Source organism: Streptomyces mesophilus (assembly GCF_040300965.1).
Lineage (GTDB): Bacteria > Actinomycetota > Actinomycetes > Streptomycetales > Streptomycetaceae > Streptomyces > Streptomyces mesophilus_A.
In genome coordinates this window covers 47,072-67,644 of sequence record NZ_JBEPEW010000032.1, presented here as the reverse complement: position 1 = coordinate 67,644, position 20,573 = coordinate 47,072, and the positions used below count along the sequence as shown (strand labels likewise).

General features: G+C 69.5%; 18 protein-coding genes and 1 pseudogene. 11 read left to right on the top strand and 8 right to left on the bottom strand.

The genetic code is table 11. The features are described 5' to 3' along the window. Nucleotides 1-446 (top strand): annotated as a pseudogene (locus ABT367_RS14735) (hypothetical protein); the annotation flags it as partial. A 100-nt stretch (nucleotides 447-546) separates the two neighbouring features. Here the strand turns inward: ABT367_RS14735 and ABT367_RS14730 are convergent. Beyond that, nucleotides 547-1,143: a histidine phosphatase family protein gene (locus ABT367_RS14730; protein WP_352253213.1), complete on the bottom strand. Its 597-nt coding sequence runs from the start codon at nucleotides 1,141-1,143 to the stop codon at nucleotides 547-549. Nucleotides 1,144-1,445: 302 nt separating this feature from the next. Here ABT367_RS14730 and ABT367_RS14725 point away from each other — a divergent pair, with 302 nt between their 5' ends. Both ABT367_RS14725 and ABT367_RS14720 read left to right on the top strand, forming a co-directional pair. Continuing rightward, on the top strand, nucleotides 1,446-2,297 hold the full coding sequence (locus ABT367_RS14725) for a spermidine synthase (protein WP_352253211.1): 852 nt from the start codon (nucleotides 1,446-1,448) through the stop codon (nucleotides 2,295-2,297). Between the two features lie 177 nt (nucleotides 2,298-2,474). Beyond that, nucleotides 2,475-2,669 carry a hypothetical protein gene (locus tag ABT367_RS14720; RefSeq protein WP_352253209.1) on the top strand — a complete coding sequence of 65 codons (195 nt, stop codon included), beginning with the start codon at nucleotides 2,475-2,477 and terminating at the stop codon, nucleotides 2,667-2,669. A 21-nt stretch (nucleotides 2,670-2,690) separates the two neighbouring features. Here ABT367_RS14720 and ABT367_RS14715 read toward each other — a convergent pair whose 3' ends face one another. Then, nucleotides 2,691-3,260 carry a hypothetical protein gene (locus ABT367_RS14715; protein WP_352253207.1) on the bottom strand — a complete coding sequence of 190 codons (570 nt, stop codon included), beginning with the start codon at nucleotides 3,258-3,260 and terminating at the stop codon, nucleotides 2,691-2,693. A 121-nt stretch (nucleotides 3,261-3,381) separates the two neighbouring features. Between ABT367_RS14715 and ABT367_RS14710 the strand changes: the two genes are divergently transcribed. The 3 genes from ABT367_RS14710 to ABT367_RS14700 all read left to right on the top strand — a co-directional run bounded on the left by ABT367_RS14710 (nucleotide 3,382) and on the right by ABT367_RS14700 (nucleotide 7,178). Next, nucleotides 3,382-4,074, top strand: coding sequence for a response regulator transcription factor (locus ABT367_RS14710; RefSeq protein ID WP_199549871.1), 693 nt, complete (start codon nucleotides 3,382-3,384; stop codon nucleotides 4,072-4,074). Further along, nucleotides 4,071-5,471, top strand: a complete 1,401-nt coding sequence (locus ABT367_RS14705; protein WP_352253205.1) for a HAMP domain-containing sensor histidine kinase — start codon at nucleotides 4,071-4,073, stop codon at nucleotides 5,469-5,471. Before ABT367_RS14710 ends, ABT367_RS14705 begins: the two co-directional genes overlap by 4 nt. Before the next feature lie 246 nt (nucleotides 5,472-5,717). After that, entirely contained in the window at nucleotides 5,718-7,178 is a 1,461-nt protein-coding gene (locus ABT367_RS14700) for a cellulose binding domain-containing protein (protein WP_352253203.1), read from the top strand. Between the two features lie 111 nt (nucleotides 7,179-7,289). Here the strand turns inward: ABT367_RS14700 and ABT367_RS14695 are convergent, their stop codons facing one another. From ABT367_RS14695 to ABT367_RS14680, 4 genes are all read right to left on the bottom strand, one after another. Further along, nucleotides 7,290-8,801 carry a GH1 family beta-glucosidase gene (locus tag ABT367_RS14695; RefSeq protein WP_352253201.1) on the bottom strand — a complete coding sequence of 504 codons (1,512 nt, stop codon included), beginning with the start codon at nucleotides 8,799-8,801 and terminating at the stop codon, nucleotides 7,290-7,292. A 180-nt stretch (nucleotides 8,802-8,981) separates the two neighbouring features. After that, nucleotides 8,982-9,887, bottom strand: coding sequence for a carbohydrate ABC transporter permease (locus ABT367_RS14690; RefSeq protein WP_352253199.1), 906 nt, complete (start codon nucleotides 9,885-9,887; stop codon nucleotides 8,982-8,984). Continuing rightward, nucleotides 9,887-10,906, bottom strand: coding sequence for a carbohydrate ABC transporter permease (locus tag ABT367_RS14685; RefSeq protein WP_352253197.1), 1,020 nt, complete (start codon nucleotides 10,904-10,906; stop codon nucleotides 9,887-9,889). The genes ABT367_RS14690 and ABT367_RS14685 overlap by 1 nt, the downstream gene beginning before the upstream one ends. Next, nucleotides 10,907-12,238 carry an ABC transporter substrate-binding protein gene (locus ABT367_RS14680; RefSeq protein WP_352253195.1) on the bottom strand — a complete coding sequence of 444 codons (1,332 nt, stop codon included), beginning with the start codon at nucleotides 12,236-12,238 and terminating at the stop codon, nucleotides 10,907-10,909. A 313-nt stretch (nucleotides 12,239-12,551) separates the two neighbouring features. Between ABT367_RS14680 and ABT367_RS14675 the strand changes: the two genes are divergently transcribed. The 5 genes from ABT367_RS14675 to ABT367_RS14655 all read left to right on the top strand — a co-directional run bounded on the left by ABT367_RS14675 (nucleotide 12,552) and on the right by ABT367_RS14655 (nucleotide 17,170). Then, nucleotides 12,552-13,628: a LacI family DNA-binding transcriptional regulator gene (locus ABT367_RS14675; protein ID WP_352253193.1), complete on the top strand. Its 1,077-nt coding sequence runs from the start codon at nucleotides 12,552-12,554 to the stop codon at nucleotides 13,626-13,628. A 99-nt stretch (nucleotides 13,629-13,727) separates the two neighbouring features. Beyond that, entirely contained in the window at nucleotides 13,728-14,915 is a 1,188-nt protein-coding gene (locus tag ABT367_RS14670) for an NAD(P)/FAD-dependent oxidoreductase (protein ID WP_352253191.1), read from the top strand. An 80-nt stretch (nucleotides 14,916-14,995) separates the two neighbouring features. Next, nucleotides 14,996-15,910, top strand: a complete 915-nt coding sequence (locus tag ABT367_RS14665) for an RNA polymerase sigma-70 factor (protein WP_352253189.1) — start codon at nucleotides 14,996-14,998, stop codon at nucleotides 15,908-15,910. A gap of 84 nt (nucleotides 15,911-15,994) precedes the next feature. Then, a complete protein-coding gene (locus ABT367_RS14660; protein ID WP_352253187.1) occupies nucleotides 15,995-16,648 on the top strand; it encodes a hypothetical protein in 654 nt (217 codons plus the stop codon). A 138-nt stretch (nucleotides 16,649-16,786) separates the two neighbouring features. Further along, on the top strand, nucleotides 16,787-17,170 hold the full coding sequence (locus ABT367_RS14655) for a ubiquitin-like protein (RefSeq protein WP_352253185.1): 384 nt from the start codon (nucleotides 16,787-16,789) through the stop codon (nucleotides 17,168-17,170). 546 nt (nucleotides 17,171-17,716) lie between these two features. Here the strand turns inward: ABT367_RS14655 and ABT367_RS14650 are convergent. Both ABT367_RS14650 and ABT367_RS14645 read right to left on the bottom strand, forming a co-directional pair. Continuing rightward, nucleotides 17,717-19,618, bottom strand: coding sequence for an FG-GAP-like repeat-containing protein (locus ABT367_RS14650; RefSeq protein WP_352253183.1), 1,902 nt, complete (start codon nucleotides 19,616-19,618; stop codon nucleotides 17,717-17,719). Between the two features lie 325 nt (nucleotides 19,619-19,943). After that, complete coding sequence (locus ABT367_RS14645) at nucleotides 19,944-20,447, bottom strand: hypothetical protein (RefSeq protein WP_352253181.1); 504 nt, start codon at nucleotides 20,445-20,447, stop codon at nucleotides 19,944-19,946. Between the last annotated feature and the right edge of the window lie 126 nt (nucleotides 20,448-20,573).

Here is a 20,573-nt window from a genome sequence, read left to right as displayed (position 1 = left end):
CGCTGTCCGACCGGGCCTGCTGCACGCAGGCGCTCGTCCGCGCCCAGCGGCTGTTCGGGCGGGGGCCCTCGGAGGCCGACCCCGAGTGGATGACCTTCTTCGGCGCGGCCGAACTGGCGGGCCTCGAGGCCCAGTGCTGGTCCGCGCTTGGCGAGTGGTCGAGGGCCGCCTCCCATGCGCGCACCGCCGTCGCGCTCCAGGATCCGCACTTCACCCGCAACACCGCGCTCTACACCGCCGAACTCGCCGACGACCTGGCCCGGGCGGGCCGCCCCGACGAGGCGGCATCGGCGGGCCGCAAGGTCCTCGACCTCCTCGGCGAGGTCCAGTCGAGCCGCGTGCAGTCGATACTGCGCGCCACGGCGCGCGTCCTGCTCCCGCACCGCCGGGCAGCCGGGGTGGCGACGTTCCTGGAGCGCCATCAGGGTCTGGGACGGACCGCATAGGGGACAGGGGGGCCCGGCGTCCACCACAAAGGCGGCAAACCGGACGTGGCGATGAACAGAGGGTCCCTTTGTCGGGGGCCCACCGGTGCAGCGGCCGGGGCTAGCGGTCCAGGTGGCCCGTTTCGTTCCATGACTCGATGGCCGGGGCGTCGTAGGCCCAGCCCAGGATCGAGAGGGACGTCGGGTTGAGGCGGATGCGGGCGGCGAAGTCGAGGGGGAGGCCGAGCCAGCGGGCGCCGATGGAGCGCAGGATGTGGCCGTGGGCGAAGACGAGGACATCGCGGTCCGCGGAGCGGGCCCACTCGACCACCTCGTCCGCGCGGGCGGACACCTCGGCCAGCGTCTCGCCGTCCGGGACGCCGTCCCGCCAGATGAACCAGCCCGGACGGACCGCCTGGATCTCGGCCGGGGTCATCCCCTCGTACGCCCCGTAATCCCACTCCATGAGGGTGTCCCAGCGTTCGGCCCGGTCGCCGAACCCGGCGATCTCGCAGGTCTCGGACGCGCGCACGAGCGGCGAGGTGCGCACCTCGACCTCCGGCAGACCGTCGTACGGCGCCCGACGCAGCCGCTCGCCGAGCAGCTTCGCGCCGGTCCGGCCCTCGTCGAGCAGCGGGATGTCCGTCCGGCCGGTGTGTTTGCCGGACAGGGACCAGGAGGTCTGTCCGTGCCGGGCCAGGAGGATGCGGGCTGCCATGGGTCGCTCCAGAACTACGGAATGTGTACGTAAGGGGCGTATCGCCGTTGATCGCCTCGCTTGTCCATCATCGCTCACCGGGGGCGCGGCTACCGGCGGGGCCCGGATCCGGGGCCCCCCGCGGGGCCCGGATCCGGGTCCGGTCGGTGCCTGGATCCGCAGTCGGCCGGTGCCTGGCTCCGGGTCCGGTCGGTGCCTGGATCCGCAGTCGGCCGGTGCCTGGATCCAGGCCCGACGGGCCCAGTGCCCGCCCCTGCCCGCTCGCAGCGCGGGTCCGGCCCGTGCGGCCGCATAATGGCCAGATGGCCCGAAGGAAAAGCGCAGCTCAGGCCGTGGTCGAGACGGTCGACGGGGGGCTCGCGGAGCTGATACCCGATCCGGACCGGCCGCGCGCCTGGACCCTGCTCGTGGACGGCGCACCCCAGTCCCATGTGGACCTCGACGACCCCAGGTATCTTGACTTCTCCTACCAGCGCCGCCTCGGCCATGTCATCGATCTGGTCGCCCCGCCCGGCAAGCCGCTGCAGGTGGTGCATCTCGGTGGGGGCGGGTTCACGCTGGCCCGCTATGTGGCCGGTACGAGGCCGCGCTCCTCGCAGCAGATCGTGGAGCGCGATGCGGCGCTCGTCCAACTGGTGCGCAGGGAGCTTCCGTTGGACTCCACCGCACGGATCCGCGTACGGTCCACCGACGCCCGCGAGGGGCTCCTGAAGATCCCCGACGGCTGGGCGGACCTGCTGATCGCCGATGTGTTCAGCGCGGCGCGCACGCCCGCGCATCTGACGAGCGTCGAATTCCTCGAAGAGGTACGCAGAGTCGTCAGGCCGGGCGGCCACTATGCCGCCAACCTCGCGGACGGCCCGCCGCTCGCCCATCTGCGCGGCCAGATCGCGACCGTGGCGGCGGTCTTCGGGGAACTGGCCCTGGCCATCGACCCGGCCGTGCTGCGCGGCAAGCGGTTCGGCAACGCGGTCCTCGTCGCCTCCGACACCGAGCTCCCGGTCGCGGAACTCACCCGCCGTATCGCCTCCGACCCGCACCCGGGCCGCGTCGAACACGGCCGCGCCCTGGCCGACTTCACCGGCGGCGCCACCCCCGTACGCGACGCGGCGGCCGTGGCCTCCCCGGCACCGCCACCAGGGGTCTTCCGCTGACCGGACCGGACCAGACCGGACCGGACCAGACCGGACCGGACCAGACCGGACCGGACCAGACCGGACCGGTCTGACCTGACCTGACCGGACCTGGCCATGGGCTGGTGAGGCGCCCGTGGGCTGAAGTCCCGGAACGCGGCAGCGGGGGGCTGGCGCGCCGAGGCGTTCGCCTTCGACGTGGCGAGGGACGGTGCTCGCGCCACGGTCGACGTCAACCTGAAGGTGACTCCTTACACGACGAACGCATCCGGCGGCGATCTCCGCGCCGAGGTGCCGGCCATGGCGAGCCGCGTCCTCGTCTTCGTGTCCGAAGGTGACGACTGGCGCATGGTCGAGGACCTCACCGAGCGGTATCGCGACGACCCCTTCTGACCGGCGCCGGACACCCGCGGGTCACGGATCGTCGATCTCCACCTGCGGCGCATGGTCGTGCCAGGTGCAGAAGACCGAGACCTCGCGGGTGCCCTGGGTGAACGTCACCCGGATCCAGTCCTGCTGCGGCTGCTTCCAGATCTGCATCTCCCAGCCCGTCTTGGGCGTGGCCGAGACCAGCTCGGCGGAGGCGGCGTGGATCTCGAAGACGACCCGGCCGCCCGAGACGCTGTAGGGCTTCACGTCGCCCGCCGCGGCCGAGGACGAGGGCGACGAACTGCCCGACTTGCTCGGTGAGCTGCTCGGGGAGGAGGACCCCTTCCCGTCCGGCCGCGAGGACTCGGATGGTTTGCCCGAATTGGAGTCCTTGCCTGAATCGCCGGACTTCGAGGGCTCCTTGGGGCGGCGGGTGGAGGACGCCTTCGGGTCCACCGCCTGCTGGGTCGTCTCGTGGGAAGCGGTCAACGGGAGTGCGCGGGGCGGGTCATAGGCCGTTCCGGACATCACCGTGTGCACCCCCCACCAGGACAGCGTCACCGCTGCCCCGGTGGCGCATGTCCACGCCGCTGCATGTACCAAGCCTCTGTGCATCGCGGGCCATCCTGCACCATCCGGCCCACTGGTGTCCCGGGGGTGCGGGAACGCCGGTGTCAGGACCGGCGTCTCCGATGTGCCATGACCGGCGTCCCCCGTATGGCGTACGGTGCGGGCCATGGCAAGTGTGCTCGTGGTCGAGGACGACCAGTTCGTACGCTCGGCCCTCATCCGGCATCTGACCGACGCCTCGCACACCGTGCGCAGTGTCGGGACGGCCCTCGAGGCGCTGCGTGAGGTCGCTCATTTCCGCTTCGACGTGGTCATTCTCGATCTCGGTCTGCCCGATCTGGACGGGGCCGAGGCGCTGAAGATGCTGCGCGGGATCACCGACGTCCCCGTGATCATCGCCACTGCGCGCGACGACGAGACGGAGATCGTCCGGCTCCTCAACGACGGCGCCGACGACTATCTGACCAAGCCCTTCTCCGTCGAGCATCTGTCGGCCCGGATGGCCGCGGTGCTGCGCCGGGCGGGAGCCGGCGGCGGGGGCGAGGCGGCGGTGTCCAGCGTGCTGCGCGTCGGCGGGCTCGCCATCGACCCGCTCAGGCGCCAGGCCTCGCTCGACGGTGCCACGCTCGATCTCACCCGGCGTGAGTTCGATCTCCTCGCCTTCCTCGCCGGGCGGCCCGGAGTGGTCGTACCGCGCAAGGAACTGCTCGCCGAGGTCTGGCAGCAGTCGTACGGTGACGACCAGACCATCGACGTACATCTGTCGTGGCTTCGCCGGAAGTTGGGTGAAACCGCGGCGAAACCACGCTATCTGCACACGCTGCGCGGTGTCGGTGTGAAGCTGGAGCCCCCGCGGTGAGGTGGGCCCTCGTCAAGGTGTGCCTCGCGGTCACCACGATGGTCGTCGTCGCGTTCGCGGTCCCGCTGGCCCTGGTCATCAAGGAGATGGCCAGCGACCGCGCCATCTCCAACGCCGAACGCCAGGCCGCCAACATCGCGCCGACCCTCTCCATCACCACCGACCGCGTGGAGCTCGAGCGGGCCATCGCGATCACCGACGCGGGCGGCGAGGGGCGGATGGCCGTACATCTGCCGGCCACCGATGGACAGGCCGCGAACGAGATCGGCGTCCAGCGCGCCACCGACGGCGATGTCGAGACGGCCCGCCGCAAGAGCCGCGCCTTCATCGCCCAGGCGCCCGGCGGCTCCGTACTCCTGCAGCCCACCGCGCTGAGCTCGGGCGGCAACGCGGTCGTCGAGATCTTCGTGCCCGAGGGTGATGTCACCAACGGGGTCACCACGGCCTGGGTGGTGCTCGCGGGCGTGGGCGTCGCGCTGATCATCGGCTCCGTCGCGGTGGCGGACCGGCTCGGCGTACGGCTCATCCAGCCGGCCAAGCGCCTCGCGGGCGCCGCGCACGACCTCGGCGAGGGGAAGCTGGGCGCGCGGGTGCCCGAGGAAGGGCCGACCGAACTCAAGTCGGCCGCCGTGGCCTTCAACTCGATGGCCGACCAGGTGGTCCAACTGCTCGCCAACGAACGCGAGTTGGCGGCCGATCTGTCCCACCGTCTGCGGACACCGCTGACGGTCCTGCGCCTGAACGCCGCCTCCCTGGGCGACGGGGCCGCGGCCGACCAGACCCGCTCCGCGGTCGAGCAGCTGGAACGCGAGGTCGACACGATCATCCGTACCGCCCGCGAGGCCAAGCCGCAGACCGCGCACGGCGGTGGCGCCGGGTGCGACGCGGCCGAGGTGATCAGGGAGCGGATGGCGTTCTGGTCGGCGCTCGCCGAGGACGAGGCGCGCAAGGTACGGGTCGCGGGCGTGGACCGGCCGGTCCATATCCCCGTTGCGCGCGCCGACTTGGTCGCGTCCCTCGACGCGCTGCTCGGCAATGTCTTCCGGCACACCGCCGAGGGCACCGCCTTCGCGGTCGACGTCCACAACGGCGAGGACGCCGTGATCGTCCTCGTCTCGGACGCGGGACCGGGCATCACCGACCCGGAAGCGGCGCTGCGCCGGGGCGGCGGCTCGGGAGCCGCCGGATCGACCGGGCTCGGCCTGGACATCGTGCGGCAGATGGCCGAGGCGACCGGCGGCGATCTGCGGATCGGGTCGTCGGTGCTCGGGGGCACGGAGGTCCGGATCTGGATCCAGCTGGACGCCCGCCGGCCCACCGAGGGGCGGCGCCGGCACCGGGGGGCCGCGGTGCGGCGAAGGAAGAAGGGGCAGCAGGCGAGTCCTTCGGGGGTGTGAGCCCGACTCTTACGGGTCCCGCCGGCAGCCCCGGCTCCCACCTGCGCCTCCACCTCTCGCCTCCCTCCACCTTTCACCTCTCACTTCCACCTCCAGCAACACCCGTACCTTTAATCGCTCCCCATCCCTCCCTTAACGCCGCCCTAAGAACCCCAACCCCCGCCCGCCTCGCCCGATTTGCCGGATCCGAGATCGCTAGCGTGCTGCCGCACCCCACCCCCACGTACAACGAAGGCAGGCACGTCCATGAGCAACTCGCACCGGCGCACACTCGGCGGCAAGGCGAAGGCGATCGGTGCGGTCGTGGCCGCGGCGGCCGTCGGCACCACGGTGATGGTTCTGTCGGGTACGGCGCAGGCCGCGGGGGCCGGGGCCGCGTACACGAAGACCAGCTCGTGGTCGGGCGGCTACACCGGTCAGTACGTGATCACCAACGACTCGGACAAGTCGCTGGGCGACTGGACGCTCGAGTTCGACCTCCCCGCGGGTACGGAGCTCAGCTCGCTGTGGAACGGTGACCACACCGTCGAGGACGGCCATGTCACCGTGCGCCCCTCGGCCTGGGACAGGGACCTCGCGCCCGGCAAGGCCGTCACCGTCGGCTTCGTCGCCAGTGGCAAGGGCGCCGACCCGAGCTCCTGCACGATCGACGGCCAGGACTGTTCCACGGAGGCGGAGCCCGCACCGAGCACCGATGCCCCCACGCCGTCCGCCGGGCCCACGGACGAACCGACCTCGCAGCCGACCTCGAAGCCGAGCGAGACCTCCCCGGCCGAGCCCACCGAACCCGCCGAGCCCACTCAGCCGTCCGGCTCCACCACCCGCTTCGCCCCCTTCGTCGACACCTCGCTCGCCCCCGCGTACGACCTCGTGGGCACGGCGGACAAGACCGGGGTGAAGGAGTTCAACCTCGCCTTCGTCACCGCGGGCAACGGCAGTTGCACCCCGCTGTGGGGCGGCTCGACCGCGCTCGGCGAGGACAAGGTCGCCTCGCAGATAGGCGCCCTGCGCGCCAAGGGCGGCGATGTCCGGGTCTCCTTCGGCGGCGCGGCGGGCAGCGAGCTCGCCCTCAACTGCGCGTCCGCGGACGACCTGGCGGCCGCGTACGGCAAGGTCGTGGACGCGTACAAGCTCACCAAGGTCGACTTCGACATCGAGGGCGCCGCTCTGCCCGACACCGCCGCCAACACGCGCCGCGCCCAGGCGATCGCGCAGCTGCAGAAGGAACACCCGGGCCTCGACGTCTCGTTCACGCTTCCGGTGATGCCTGAGGGCCTGACCCAGCCGGGCGTGGACCTGCTCGCCGACGCGAAGAAGAACGGGGTCGCGATCAACGCCGTGAACATCATGGCGATGGACTACGGGCCCTCGTACAGCGGCGACATGGGGACGTACGCCGAGCAGGCAGCGACCGCCACACAGGCTCAGATCAAGGGCGTGCTCGGGCTCGGCGACAGCGAGGCGTGGAAGGCGGTCGCCGTGACCCCGATGATCGGGGTCAACGACGTCACCACGGAGATCTTCAAGGTGGACGACGCCGCGCAGCTGGTGAAGTTCGCCGAGGCCAAGGGGCTCGGCTGGCTGTCGATGTGGTCCTCGACCCGCGACAAGGCCTGCGAGGGCGGCTCGACGGCGGTCTCGCCCACGTGCAGCTCGATCAGCCAGGAGCCGCTGGCCTTCACGAAGGCGTTCGCGGCGTACAAGTAACAGTCCCCGCATCTCCTGTAGCCCCCGGGATCCACCCCCCACCCAGCGCGCCCCGACCGGTCTTCCCCCATCCGGCCGGGGCGCGCGTCTTGGTGGTCCGTGGTGTACGGGTCAGTCCAGCGGCGGCAGTGCTCCTTCGCGGGCCGCCTGCCCGTACCACCGCGCACTGGACTTGGGCGTGCGCTCCTGCGTCTCGTAGTCGACGTACACCGCGCCGAAGCGCTTGCTGTAGCCGTACGCCCACTCGAAGTTGTCCATCAGCGACCACAGGAAGTACCCGCGTACGTCGGCACCCCGGCGCATCGCCTCGTGCACCGCCGACAGGTGGCTGTGCAGATACCGGATGCGGTCCGGGTCGTGGACGCTGCCGTCCTCGCCGACCTGGTCGTCGAAGGCCGCACCGTTCTCCGTCACGAAGAGCGGAACCCCGGGGGCTTCGGCGGTGTATTGAAGGAGAAGGTCCGTGAGGCCGGTCGGATCCACCGGCCAGTCCATCGCGGTCAGTTCGCCCGGCGCCCGGTGGAAGGCCACACCGTCGGCGCCCGGCCAGGGGGAGTGGGAGCCGGCGTTGTGGCCGTCGCGGCGCGGGGCGGTGGGATCGCTCGTGGCCGAGACGATCGCGGGTGTGTAGTAGTTGATGCCGAGGAAGTCCAGGGGGTGCTTGATGACGGCGAGGTCTTCGGGGCGTACGAAGGACCAGTCGGTGATATGCGAGGTGTCGGCGATGAGGTCCGACGGGTAGGCGCCCTTGAGCAGGGGGCCGGTGAAGATCCGGTTGGCGAGCGCGTCGATCCGGCGCTGGGCGTCGCGGTCCTCGGGCGCCTCGGTCAGGGGGCGTACGGCGTGCGGATTGAGCGCGATGCCGATACGGGCCCGTGCGGGCAGGGCGGCACGCAGCGCGCGGGCGGCGAGACCGTGTCCGAGGTTGAGGTGGTGGGCCGCGCGCAGGGCCGCCACATCGTCGGTGCGGCCCGGGGCGTGCACCCCCGCGCCGTAGCCCAGAAAGGCGCTGCACCACGGCTCGTTGAGGGTGGTCCACAGCTCGACCCGGTCGCCGAGCGCCTCGGCCATGATCCCGGCGTACTCGGCGAACCGCTCGGCGGTGTCCCGCTCGGGCCAGCCGCCGCCCGCGGACGAGCCGCTGGGGAAGGCCGTCTCCAGGTCCTGGGGAAGATCCCAGTGGTAGAGCGTGGCCATCGGCGTGATGCCCTGCTCGAGGAGCTCGTCGACCAGGGCGCGGTAGAAGTCGAGCCCGCGCTGTACGGCGGGGCCGCGCCCGGTGGGCTGCACGCGGGGCCAGGAGACGGAGAACCGGTAGGCGCCGAGGCCGAGTTCGGCCATCAGCCGGACGTCGTCGCGGAAGCGATGGTAGTGGTCGCAGGCCACGTCCCCGGTGTCGCCACCGAGCACCTTGCCCGGCGTCCGGCTGAAGGTGTCCCAGATGGACGGCGTGCGCCCGTCCTCCTGGGCGGCGCCCTCGATCTGATACGCGGCGGTGGCGGCACCCCAGAGGAAGCCTGGTGGAAAGGTGGTGGAGCCGGCGGATGCCGGCTGGGTTGCGGTGTCCGAAGACGCTTCGGCCGTGGTGACGGCTGAAGCTGCGGACGCTTCGACTGCGGGCACGGGAGCGCTCCCATTCTTGATACGGGAAAGGGGAGTTGACGAGTTGGGGGTGCGGGCGGCGGCGCCGGCGGTGCGTCGGCGAGCGGAATGTGCGCAAGCGGAACGTGCACGAGCGGAACGTGCACGAGCGGAACGTACGCAAGGGGAACGTACGCAAGGGGGAGGGCCAGGCCCGAAGGCTCAGCCCTTGACCGCCCCCTGCATGATTCCGCCCACGATCTGCTTGCCGAACACGACGAACGCGAGGAGCAGCGGCAGCGTGCCGAGCAGCGCGCCCGCCATGATCACCGACTGGTCGGGGATATACCCGCGACCGAGGCCGGTCAGGGCGACCTGCACCGTCGGATTGCCGTTCTGGGTGAGCGCGATGATCGGCCAGAAGAAGTCGTTCCAGGCCTGTACGAAGGTGAGCATCCCGAGCACCGCCATGGCCGGCCGCGCCGCGGGGAACACCACGTGCCAGATCACCCGCCAACTGCTCGCGCCGTCCACCCTGGCCGCCTCGACCAGCTCGTTCGGCAGCGCCTGCACCAGGTATTGGCGCATGAAGAACACCCCGAAGGCGCAGACGAAGAACGGCATGATCACCGCCTGCAGCTGATCGGTCCAGGACAGCTCGGCGATCAGCATGTACAGCGGTACGACGCTCAGCTGCGGCGGCACCATCATGGTGGCGATCACGAAGAAGAGCAGGAAGTTCTTCCAGCGGAACCGCAGCTTGGCGAAGGCGAACCCGGCGAGCGTCGAGATCAGCACGGTCCCGGCGGACGCGATGGTCGCCACGATCGTGGTGTTCAGCAACGCCATGCCCATGTTGGCGTCGGTCCAGGCGATCTCGAGGTTCTTGAAGAGATTCCCGCCGAACCAGAAAGGCGGCGGGGTCTGGGCGAGCCGCTCGTTGTTGCGCGAAGCCGCGATCGCCGTCCACACCAGCGGGAACAAGGACAGGACGGTGACCACGATCAGGACCAGATACGTCCACTTGCCGCCGTACAGCGTCTTGCCGGCCTTGCTCTTGCGCGGCTTCTTCACAGGACGGCTCTGCTGCTCATCCGTGGGCACCCGGTCGGTGACGATGGCGCTCATCAGGCCCTCCCTTCGCTCTTGCGCAGCCGCCATGAGATCAGCCAGTTGACCGCGGCGACCAGCAGCAGGATCAGGAACATCGCCCAGGCGATGGCCGAGGCACGGCCCAGATGCAGATTCACCCAGCCCTGCTCGTACAGATAAAGCCCCAGCGTCTGGAACTGATGGTCCGAGCCGCCGGTCGGCGAGGCCCCGTCGTTGAACAGCAGCGGCTCACCGAAGAGCTGCGTCGCGCCGATCGTCGAGACCACACAGGTGAACAGGATCGTGGGCCGCAGCGACGGCAGCGTCACATGGAAGAACTGCTGCCAGCGCGTGGCCCCGTCGAGCGCCGCCGACTCGTACAGATCGTTGGGGATGGACTGCATCGCGGCCAGATAGATCAGCGCGTTGTAGCCCGTCCAGCGCCAGATCACGATCGTGGACACCGCGAGCTGCGAGGTCCATGTCCCGTTCTTCCAGTCGATGTTGTCGATCCCGACCAGGCCGAGGCCCCAGTTGATCATCCCGTAGTCGCGTCCGAAGAGCAGGACGAAGACCAGGGTCGCCGCGGCCACCGAGGTGGCGTACGGGGTCAGGACCGCGACCCGGAAGAACCAGGAGCCGCGCAGCTTGTAGTTGAGCAGATGCGCGATCCCCAGGGCCATGACCAGCTGCGGCACGGTGGAGATCAGGCCGATGGTGACGGTGTTCTTCAGCGCGTTCCAGAAGAACTCGTCCTCGAGCAGCCGGGTGAAGTTCTTGAACCCCAGCCACTCCATGTTGTTGGGGTCGGTCAGCGAGACCCGGTGCAGAGAGGCCCAGCCGGTGTAGAGCAGCGGGAAGAGCCCGAAGGCGAGGAAGAAGAGGAAGAACGGGAGGAGCATCGCGTACGGGCTGAACTTCATGTCCCAGCGGTAGCGACGGCTGCGCCACGTCCGCGACTTCTGCTCCTTGGCGCTCGGCGGCGCCTTGTCGACGCGCGGGGCCGCGGCCCCCTCCCCCCGGGGGGCCGCGGTGGTCTCGTACTGATTCACCATTTACTGATCCAGCGCGTTGTCGATCGACTTCACTGCCTTGTCCCAGGCCGCATCGGGGTCTGTGCCCTTCTGGTCGACCTGGAGCATGCCCACATCCGCGAGGTTCTGCGCGATGATCAGGTCCTTCGGACCGAGGATCTGCACCGGGGTGCCTTCCGCGGCCTTCGCGAAGATCTCACCGATGGGAGCGTTGCCGAAGTACGCGTGCTTGGCGTCCTTGACCTCGGGCAGCTCGTACGCGGCCTTGGCGCTCGGGAAGCTGGCCCGCTCGGCGAAGAACTTGGCCTGCTGCTCGGGAGCCGTCAGCCAGGCGGCGAGCTTGGCCGCCTCTTCCTTGTTCTTGCCGGCCTCGGGCACGGTGAGGAAGGAGCCGCCCCAGTTGCTGGGCTTGGGCGCCGCGGCGACGTCCCACTTGCCCTCGGCCTTGGCGCCGCCCTTGTCCTTGATGTAGCCGAGCATCCACGCCGGGCAGGAGATCGTGGCGAAGTCACCGTTGGCGAAGCCCGAGTCCCATCCGGGGGTGAAGCTCTGCAGCTTCGCCGACAGGCCCGCCTCGGCGAACTCGGCGGCGAGGTCCCAGCCTTCCTTGACGACCGGGTTGGTCTTGTAGATGACCTCGCCGCTCTTGTCGTAGAAGCGGTTCTCGCTGCTGCCGTGCACGGCGGCCATCACGTTCTGCGCGCCGTCGACGAAGGCGGCGTCCTTCACCTTCGCCTTGAACTGCTTGCCGACCTCGAGGTACTTGTTCCAGTCGCCGGCCCACAGCGCGCCGACCTTCTCACGGTCGGTGGGCAGCCCGGCCTTCTGGAACAGGTCCTTGCGGTAGCAGATCCCCTGCGGGCCGACATCCGTGCCGAGGGCGACCGTCTTGCCGTCCTTGCTGGTGCCCTGCGCCCACTTCCAGTCAAGGAAGTTGTTCTTGTCGACGCCGCTGACCTTGCCGAGGTCCATGAGCTTGTCGGACTGCGTCGCGGTGATCTCCGCGATGTTGTTGACCTCGATGGCCTGGATATCGGCGAGTCCGCTGCCCGAGGCGAGGTGCGTGAGCAGTGCGGGGTAGTAGTTCTCGTTCCGCTCCACCGACGTCTGCTCGATGACGATGTCGGGGTTTTCCTTCATGTACTGGTCGTAGAGACCGGCCTCCTTGAGGCCGAAGGCGCCGAAGACACCCACCGTGATGGTGGTCTTGCCCTTCGCGTCCTTCTTGCCCGAGTCGCCGGAACCGCCGGGCTCTTTCGAGTCCTCGGCGCAGCCGGCCAGCAGCCCCACGCCCAACGCTGCTACGGCCGCGAAGGCCACAGCCTGACGGGACGTTCGGTGCCTCATGCGCATTGCGTCCTCCTTGTGCCCTGACGTGCCGACTCCCGGCCAACTCTCTCGTGCTGTGGGGGGATTTCATTGTGCGGCTCGGGCGGGAACGTGCGGGTTGTGTATGAGCCAGGTACGGTGGGAGCGCTCCCATGTGTGATGAGTTGAAGAGTCCCGGCTGGGCCGGAGAGTGTCAAGAGACCGGACGGACGGAGCCGAATCGGTTATCCGGCTGTTAGTTTTCGCCCGGGTGGTCGAAGTTTCGGGCATACGCACGATGGTCCATGCACGGGTCGTCGAGCGCGCCGATGGTTCATACGCCGATGGGGAGGCACGCATGACGATCCGTCAACCTCGGGTGGGGGGACGGGCCAGGAGCGGGGGCAGGCCCACGCTCGAGGAGGTCGCGGCCCGTGCCGGCGTCGGCCGTGGCACGGTCTCCCGGGTCATCAACGGCTCGCCTCGCGTCAGTGAACGGACGCGCGCGGCCGTCGAGGCGGCCGTGGCCGAGCTCGGTTATGTTCCGAACACGGCGGCCCGTGCGCTGGCCGCGAACCGTACGGACGCGATCGCCCTGGTGGTCCCGGAACCCGAGGGCCGTTTCTTCGCCGAGCCCTACTTCTCGGACATCATCCACGGGGTGGGCGTCGCCCTCGCCGAGACCGAGGTCCAGCTGCTTCTGACGTTTGCGAGCAAAGACCGCGAACGTCGGCGCCTGGCACAGTACTTGGCGGCCCAGCGCGTCGACGGTGTGCTCCTCGTCTCCGTCCACGCGGACGATCCGCTGCCCGACCTGATCGAGGATCTCCATATCCCCGCCGTGGTCAGCGGCCGCCGTTCGGCCTCCGAACCCCTGGCCTCCGTCGACTCGGACAACTTCGAAGGCGCGAAGGCGGCCATCGGCCACCTCTTCGGCCGCGGCCGCACCCGGATCGCCACGATCACCGGCCGCCTGGACGTCTACGGCGCCCAGCGCCGCCTTGACGGCTACCGCGCGGCGCTCTCCGAGGCCGGTCTCGAGGAGGACGAGAGCCTCGTCGAGCCGGCCGACTTCACGGAGGAGGGCGGCCGTCGCGCGATGTCCGAACTGCTGCGCCGCCGCCCGGACCTGGACGCCGTCTTCGCCGCGTCCGACGTGATGGCCTCGGGTGCCCGCCAGATCCTGCGCGAGCAGGGACGGCGTATCCCCGAGGACGTGTCCCTGGTCGGCTTCGACGACTCGGCGATCGCCCGCCATATGGACCCGCCGCTGACCAGCGTCCGCCAGCCCATCGAGGAGATGGGCCGCGAGATGACCCGGCTGCTCCTCGCGGAGATCGCCTCGGTGGACGCGCACCAGCCGCGGTCGGCCCGCCAGCTGACCCGTGAGCAGGTCGTCCTGCCCACGGAGTTGGTCGTACGGGCGTCGTCCTGACGAGAGGTGTGGCGGGCGTCACATCCGCCCCGTGTCACGTTCGGGCCGCCCGCTCCCATCTGGTGGTCGTCAGCACGACGGAGCCGGAAGGGGACAGCGATGAACGCACGGGAGAACGGAACGCACCGAGTGGTGATCCTGGGCGCGGGGTACGCGGGAACGGCCGCGGCCGTCCAGCTCGCCGCCCGTGCGCACAAGCGCGGCGGCGTACAGATCACCGTCGTGAACGCCACGGAGCGCTTCACCGAGCGGATGCGGCTGCACATGACGGCCACCGGTCAGCCGACTGCCGAACTCGCCGTCCCCGAGCTGCTCGACGGCACCGGCGCGCGGTTCGTGCGCGGCTGGGTTACCGCGATCGACGCGGCCGCGAAGACCGTACGCATCGACGACGACCGCGAACTCGCCTACGACACCCTCGTGTACGGACTCGGAACCGTGGCCGACACGGCTTCGGTCCCGGGGGCCGAGGACCACGCGTACACCCTGGACGGGGCGCAGGACGCGGAGCTGCTCGCCGACCGCCTCGCCCGGATCGGCGACGGCGGCACGGTGGTCGTCGCGGGCGCGGGTCTGACCGGCATCGAGTCGGCCGCCGAACTCGCCGAACGACACCCGCAGTTGAAGGTGATCCTCGTCGGCCGTACGGAGCCGGGTGCGGACCTGGGCCGCAAGGCCCGCACGTACCTCCGGGCCGCCCTCGACCGCCTCGGCATCGAGGTCCGCGCCGGCGCCGAGCTGGCGAAGGTGCTCCCCGGTGCCGTGGAACTCGCCGGCGGGGAATCGCTCGCGGCGGACGCGGTGCTTTGGGTGGGCGGCACCCGGGCCGCGCCCCTGGCCGCCGCGGCCGGACTCGACGTGGACGAGCGCGGCCGGATCGTCACCGACCGCTCCCTGCGCTCGACTTCGCACCCGGACGTCTACGCGATCGGCGACGCGGCCGCCGTCCGCCAGGGGTACGGCGTGATGCACGGCACCTGCCAGGGCGGCATGCCCACAGGCGTGCACGCGGCGCTCGGCATCGACCGGATGCTCAGGGGCCGGGACCCCAAGCCCTTCCGCTTCGGCTACTACCACACGCCCGTCAGCCTCGGCCGCGGTGACGCGGTGGTGCAGTTCACGCGGCCCGACGGCAGCGCACGGCGGATCTCCCTGACCGGGCGCACGGCCGTGCGCTACAAGGAGACGGTGACCGCCTCGCCGTGGCCGACGTACGCCCGGATGAGGAAGATGCCCGCGTCGGGCGCCTTCTGGCCGCGCGGCGGCCGCTTCACACGCACCAAGTGAGAGTTGACGTACGGCAGTTGAAAGCCGGCGAAGCTCGTGCAATCCGAAGAAGCCCTCGACCGCACAGGAGAAGACCAGCCATGAGCGCGCACCAGGCGCCGACCACCGACACCTTCCAGGAGCACCGCCGGCTGCTCTTCTCCATCGCCTACCGGCTGCTCGGCAGCGCGGCCGACGCCGAGGACGCCGTGCAGGACGCGTGGCTGAAGTGGTCGGCCGCGGACCGCGCGCAGGTCGCGGACCCCAAGGCGTATCTGACGCGCATCGTCTCCAACGTGGCCCTCGAACGGCTGCGCTCCGCACGCCACAAGCGCGAGACGTACGTGGGCCCCTGGCTGCCGGAGCCGATCCTCACGCAGCCCGACGCGTCCGAGGCGGTGACGGACGCCGAATCCGTCTCCATGGCGATGCTGGTCGTCCTGGAGACGCTCTCTCCCCTGGAGCGCGCGGTGTTCGTGCTCAAGGAGGTCTTCGCCTTCAGCCACGCCGAAATAGCCGAGGCGCTCGACCGTTCCGAGCCTTCGGTACGGCAGGCCGCGCATCGCGCCCGCGAACACGTCGCGGCCCGCCGCCCCCGCTTCCGCGCCGACCCGTCCCGGCAGCGCGCCGCCACCGAACGCTTCCTGGCCGCGGCGACGGGCGGCGACATGAACACCCTCATGGAACTGCTCTCCCCGGACGTCACCCTGTGGACCGACGGCGGCGGCAAGGTCCGCCAGGCCCTGAAGCCGGTCGTCGGCGCGGCCACGGTGGCCTCGTGGTTCGCGGCGATCGGCACGGTCAGCTACCAGGGTGTCGCGCCGGCCGACATGACCGCCCGCCTCGCGGAGATCAACGGCGCCCCGGGCATGCTCTTCACGTCCCCGGACCGCGTGATCGCCACGGTCACCTTCGACTTCGACGAGGTGGGCCGCATCTCGGCCATCCACAATGTCGCCAATCCGCAGAAGCTGGGGGCGGTGGGGGAGGGGAGAGCGTACGACGTGGGGGTCTGAGGTGCGCCCCGTGCGGGGTTGTCGAGCGATCGAAGTCGGCAATCCCGCACGGGCGTTGTCAGTCGCCGATGGCAGGCTGCGGACATGCGCATCAAGGGATACGAGGGCGGGCCGCTGACAGCTGGTGAACCGCTCCTGAAGCGGCCGGGCTTCTGGTCGACCCACCTGCTCGGGCTGTGCCCCCGCGCGCCCGGCGCGGAGCGGCCTGTTCCCGAGTGGTTCGGTGACGACGGCGCCGACGTCGATGAGCTCCAGGAGACCCTGTGCGACCCCGAGCGCTGGCCGGTGTTCCGGGTGCGGGCGGCGGACGGGTCCGGCGTGGTGGTCGTGTACCGGAACCTCGAGGGGGACGAGGGCATCGACTTCTTGGCCACGTATCCGGGCCGGCCGCACGCCCAGCAGTTCGCTCAGTGGGAAGGGGAGCGAGTGGGACCCGGACTGCCGTGGACGGAAATCGTCAGGATCGCGGACGCCCCCGCGCTCGACGCCGCCGGAGCCCGGGACCCGCACGCCCGGCTCCTGTTGCTGCTGCCCCTCCTCGACGAACCGCACGTACCCGCCGAGGCACCGCCCCGCCTCACGGCCGCCCTGACCGCGACGGGCACACCACCCGCCACGGCCCCGCACACCGCGCGCCGTCTCCTCGCCGGCTTGACGAGCGGTCCCTGGCACGACCCGGCCTGGGGTCCGTCGTGGGGCGGCGGGCAGCACCTCGCAGGCGAGGCTCCGAGCCCGTAGCGCGTGGCCGGCGGGGACACCGGGGCCCGGCGTGCGGCGTGCGGCGGGTGGGGGACCAGGGGACACGATTGGCCGGGCTCCGGATGTGGCGGCTGCGATCTCGTCGCACGCTGGAGGCCCGTCCACGAAAGGGACTTCATGATCCTGCGTATCGCCGTGACCGCCGCGAGCCTCGCCGCCATGGGCCTTGCGGTGGCGTCTCCCGCGTCCGCGGTCTCAGCAGAGCCGAACGCCTGCGAGCCGCGCGCCGCGGTGAGCATCGGCATCAGCATCGGCGGCGACGCCGAGCAGGAGCTGGTGCCCATCCATATCAAGACCCTCACGGGCAAGACGATCACCGTGTGCACCGAGCTCGGCTCCACGGTCGAGCAGGTCAAGGCGCTGATCCAGGACAGCGAAGGCATTCCGCCGGACCAGCAGCGCCTGATCTTCGCGGGCAAGCAGCTGGAGGACGGACGCACCCTGGCCGACTACGGCATCGTGGCGGAGAGCACACTCCACCTCGTACTGCGGCTGCGCTGATCACCCCGGACAGCCGCACGCACGAAAAAGATCGGGGCCCGGTCCGCTTGCGCGAACCGGGCCCCGATCCATCAGGGTGAGTGACGGGACTTGAACCCGCGGCCACCTGGACCACAATTCGGTAGGACGAGATCCGCGACGTGCACGCTTCTCTATTTGTGCAGGTCAAGGCATTGGCGTGCGTTGGTCAATGTCGGTGCTGCCTGGTGCAGTTTCCTTGATCCACTCCCAGCTCACTCCCTGCAGTAAGCGCACGCTGAAATCGCAGGTCCACCGGTGAGGCAATGCAGCCTGGTCGGTACGGCCAGTCAGGCAAAGAGGCCTCCGTCTCCAGTTGCTCGCGACCGACAGAAACTTCACGGTTCTGCCCCACGCCCCAAGAGGGTCGCAGGACAGAACCGTTGTCACCAATGCGAACCGAGTGCTGCTTTGTGCTGCTCGGTGCTGCGGGTGAGGGCGACGGTTTTAGGTGTTCCGGGGGTAGCCGACCCCCTGTGAGCGCAGGCTCTACACCCTGACTGTCATCCTCCATGCTGTGTTCGGGCGCTAGTTGACGCTGTCCTGCCACTGCTTGACCGGTGCGTTGATCGCGGGGCCGGTGCTGGTGAATGTGAACAGGGAATCGACCTTGCGGCCGTCAGCCGTTGTGCCGTTGTCGTACAGGATGCCGACGTCGGCCTTCTTGTCGCCGGTGTAGTCGCCCGAGGTCAGCTTGCTGGCGTCCCAGCTGAAGCTGCCGGTGCTGGCCCACTGCTTGGCCGGTGCGTTGAAGCCGGTTCCGGTGCTGGTGAACGTGAACAGCGAGGAGAGCTTCTTGCCGTCCGTGGCGGTGCCGTTGTCGTACAGGATGCCGACGTCGGCCTTCTTGTCGCCGGTGTAGTCGCCCGAGGTCAGCTTGCTGGCGTCCCAGCTGAAGCTGCCGCTACTGGTCCACTCCTTTACTGCGGCGTTGAAGCCGGTGCCGGAGCTGCTGAGGGTGAACAGCGAGGTGGTGCTCTTCCCGTCAACGGTCCCACCGTTGTACAGGATGCCGACGTCGGCCTTGCCGTCGCCGGTGTAGTCGCCCGAGGTGACCTTGCTGGCATCCCAGCTGAAGTTGCCCGGGCTGGTCCACGCCTTTACCGCGGCGTTGAAGCCGGTGCCGGAGCTGCTGAGGGTGAACAGCGAGGTGGTGCTCTTCCCGTCAACGGTCCCACCGTTGTACAGGATGCCGACGTCGGCCTTGCCGTCGCCGGTGTAGTCGCCCGAGGTGACCTTGCTGGCGTCCCAGCTGAAGTTGCCCGGGCTGGTCCACGCCTTCACCGGCGCCTTGAACCCGGAACCAGTGCTCGTGAACGTGTAGAGCGAGGTGGTGCTCTTCCCGTCAACGGTCCCACCGTCGTACAGGATGCCGACGTCGGCCTTGCCGTCGCCGGTGTAGTCGCCCGAGGTCAGCTTGCTGGCGTCCCAGCTGAAGCTGCCCGTACTGGTCCACGCCTTCACCGGCGCCTTGAACCCGGAACCGGTGCTCGTGAATATGTAGAGGGAGGAGAGCTTCTTCCCGTCCGCAGCTGTTCCGTTGTTGTAGAACGCGGCGATGTCTTCCTTGCCGTCGCCGTTGAAGTCCCCCGAGGTGGTCTGGGACTCCTGCGGGAGGGCTCGAATCTGCCGGATCCAGCTGCCGATGTCATCGACGCGGGTTTCCAAGGCGCCGGTGCGGGTCTCCTCGGATCCGAAGCACCCGCCCTGCCAGGAACGGGTGTTGAGAGCGACGAGCTCGACCTTGCCGTCCTTCTCGCGCAGAGCGGGACCGCCGGTGTCACCCGCACAGATCGCGTCGGTGGCGCTCTTGCCCGAGATGGCAAGCGTGGTCGCGTCGGCAGAGTCCACACCGAAGGCGGCAGTATGAAGCCCCGACGGTGCCCACTCCGTCTTGGTGCGCCCGAATCCGGCGACCCGTAGTTGCTCACCAGCGGTCGGGGCTGTGCTGCCGACGACGACTGGAGGGATGTCGCCTACAGGGGTGGCAAGTTTGGCCATCACCACATCCCGGTCGGTGCGAGGCACGAGCTCAGTCACCGGAATGGCAGTACCCGCAGCAGTGCCCACGGTGACCGTGGTGGCCTTGGCCGGGACGCCTGCCGGTATGTCGAAGCCGGCCTGCGGGTCAGCAGCGAAGCAGCTCGCTGCGGTCAGAACCCACTGCGGATCCACCAGCGCGCCTGAACAGGCGCGCTCGCCATCGCCAATGGAAAGGCGAGCGGTAAAAGCGAAATCGGCACCCGTGGCAGGGACGCCCACGACGGCCTGGGCAGAGTAGCCGGCGAGGACGCCGGAGCCGACGGCGGCCGCGAGCGCGGCAGCCATCAACACTATGCGCGGACGAGACTTAGACACGTTCAAGTTCCTTGATCTGATTCCCGACCGGTAACCCGCACTTGGGTCGCCGGTGGCTCGATAGTGGCCCATCGCCGCAACTCACCTGTTGAGACCGCGCTCGAATTCAGGAGGGCGGCCTGCGGCTGCGGTGGAAGAGGACGGACGTCTCCGCGACTTCGTCGGCATGTAGCCGTCGGTGCCGGTCGCACGGACGTAGAACCAGCGAAGCCTGAGGCCCTTGATTACCCTCGATGTAACCGCGGTAACAGATGCAGGAGCGACGGATGCATGCTGAGTGACGGCGTACCTGCTGCCTGCCATACAGAAGGAGCGTGCCCCCTCTGACGGCGGGCCTGCCTACTACATCCCGAGGTTGGTGACGCAGGGCCCGGCGAAGACAGCAGCCCGCCAAGGATCAGCTGTTGACGCGTAGTTCGATGAGAGTGCTGACCTCACCGGTGCTGCCAGACTCGCCGAAACCTGTGGTCTTGTTGGGAACTGCATCAAAGACGGTTTCCGTACCGCTGTCGCGGCCCTTGATGGTGGTCTCCACCGTGTCGGTCTCGGGACGGATGGAGTACGCCTCGGGGATCTCAAGGGTGAGGAAGGCCGGCTTGGCCGTGACGTCGAAGCAGAACTCGTTCTGCCCCACGAGGGGGCGGGCACGGATAAGGATGTCCTCGGTTCCGTCGCAGGCCGTCATGATGAGGTGACCGTCGCCTCGCTTCAGGATGGCGCCAGTCTCCTCCTGGATCTTGGCCGCGCCTGGGTAGTTGAAGTCCTCTACCGCGACAGGCATTTCGGCCACTTCAGCCGCCGACGCACCGTTGCTGGTGCCAGCCTGCGCCACACCGAAGGACGTAGCTGCGACGACCAGGGCTGAGGACACGCCAAGAAATAGAAGTTTGCGCGAGAGCACCGCTTTGCACCTTTCGCATGGGGCGGGGGTGTTGGTCCCGCCAATTTTTGAAGCGAAGTCAATCACGCCTTCAAGTGCGAGCAACTCGGGGGATGTGACTCATGCCACACGGGAATTCAGGGGTGT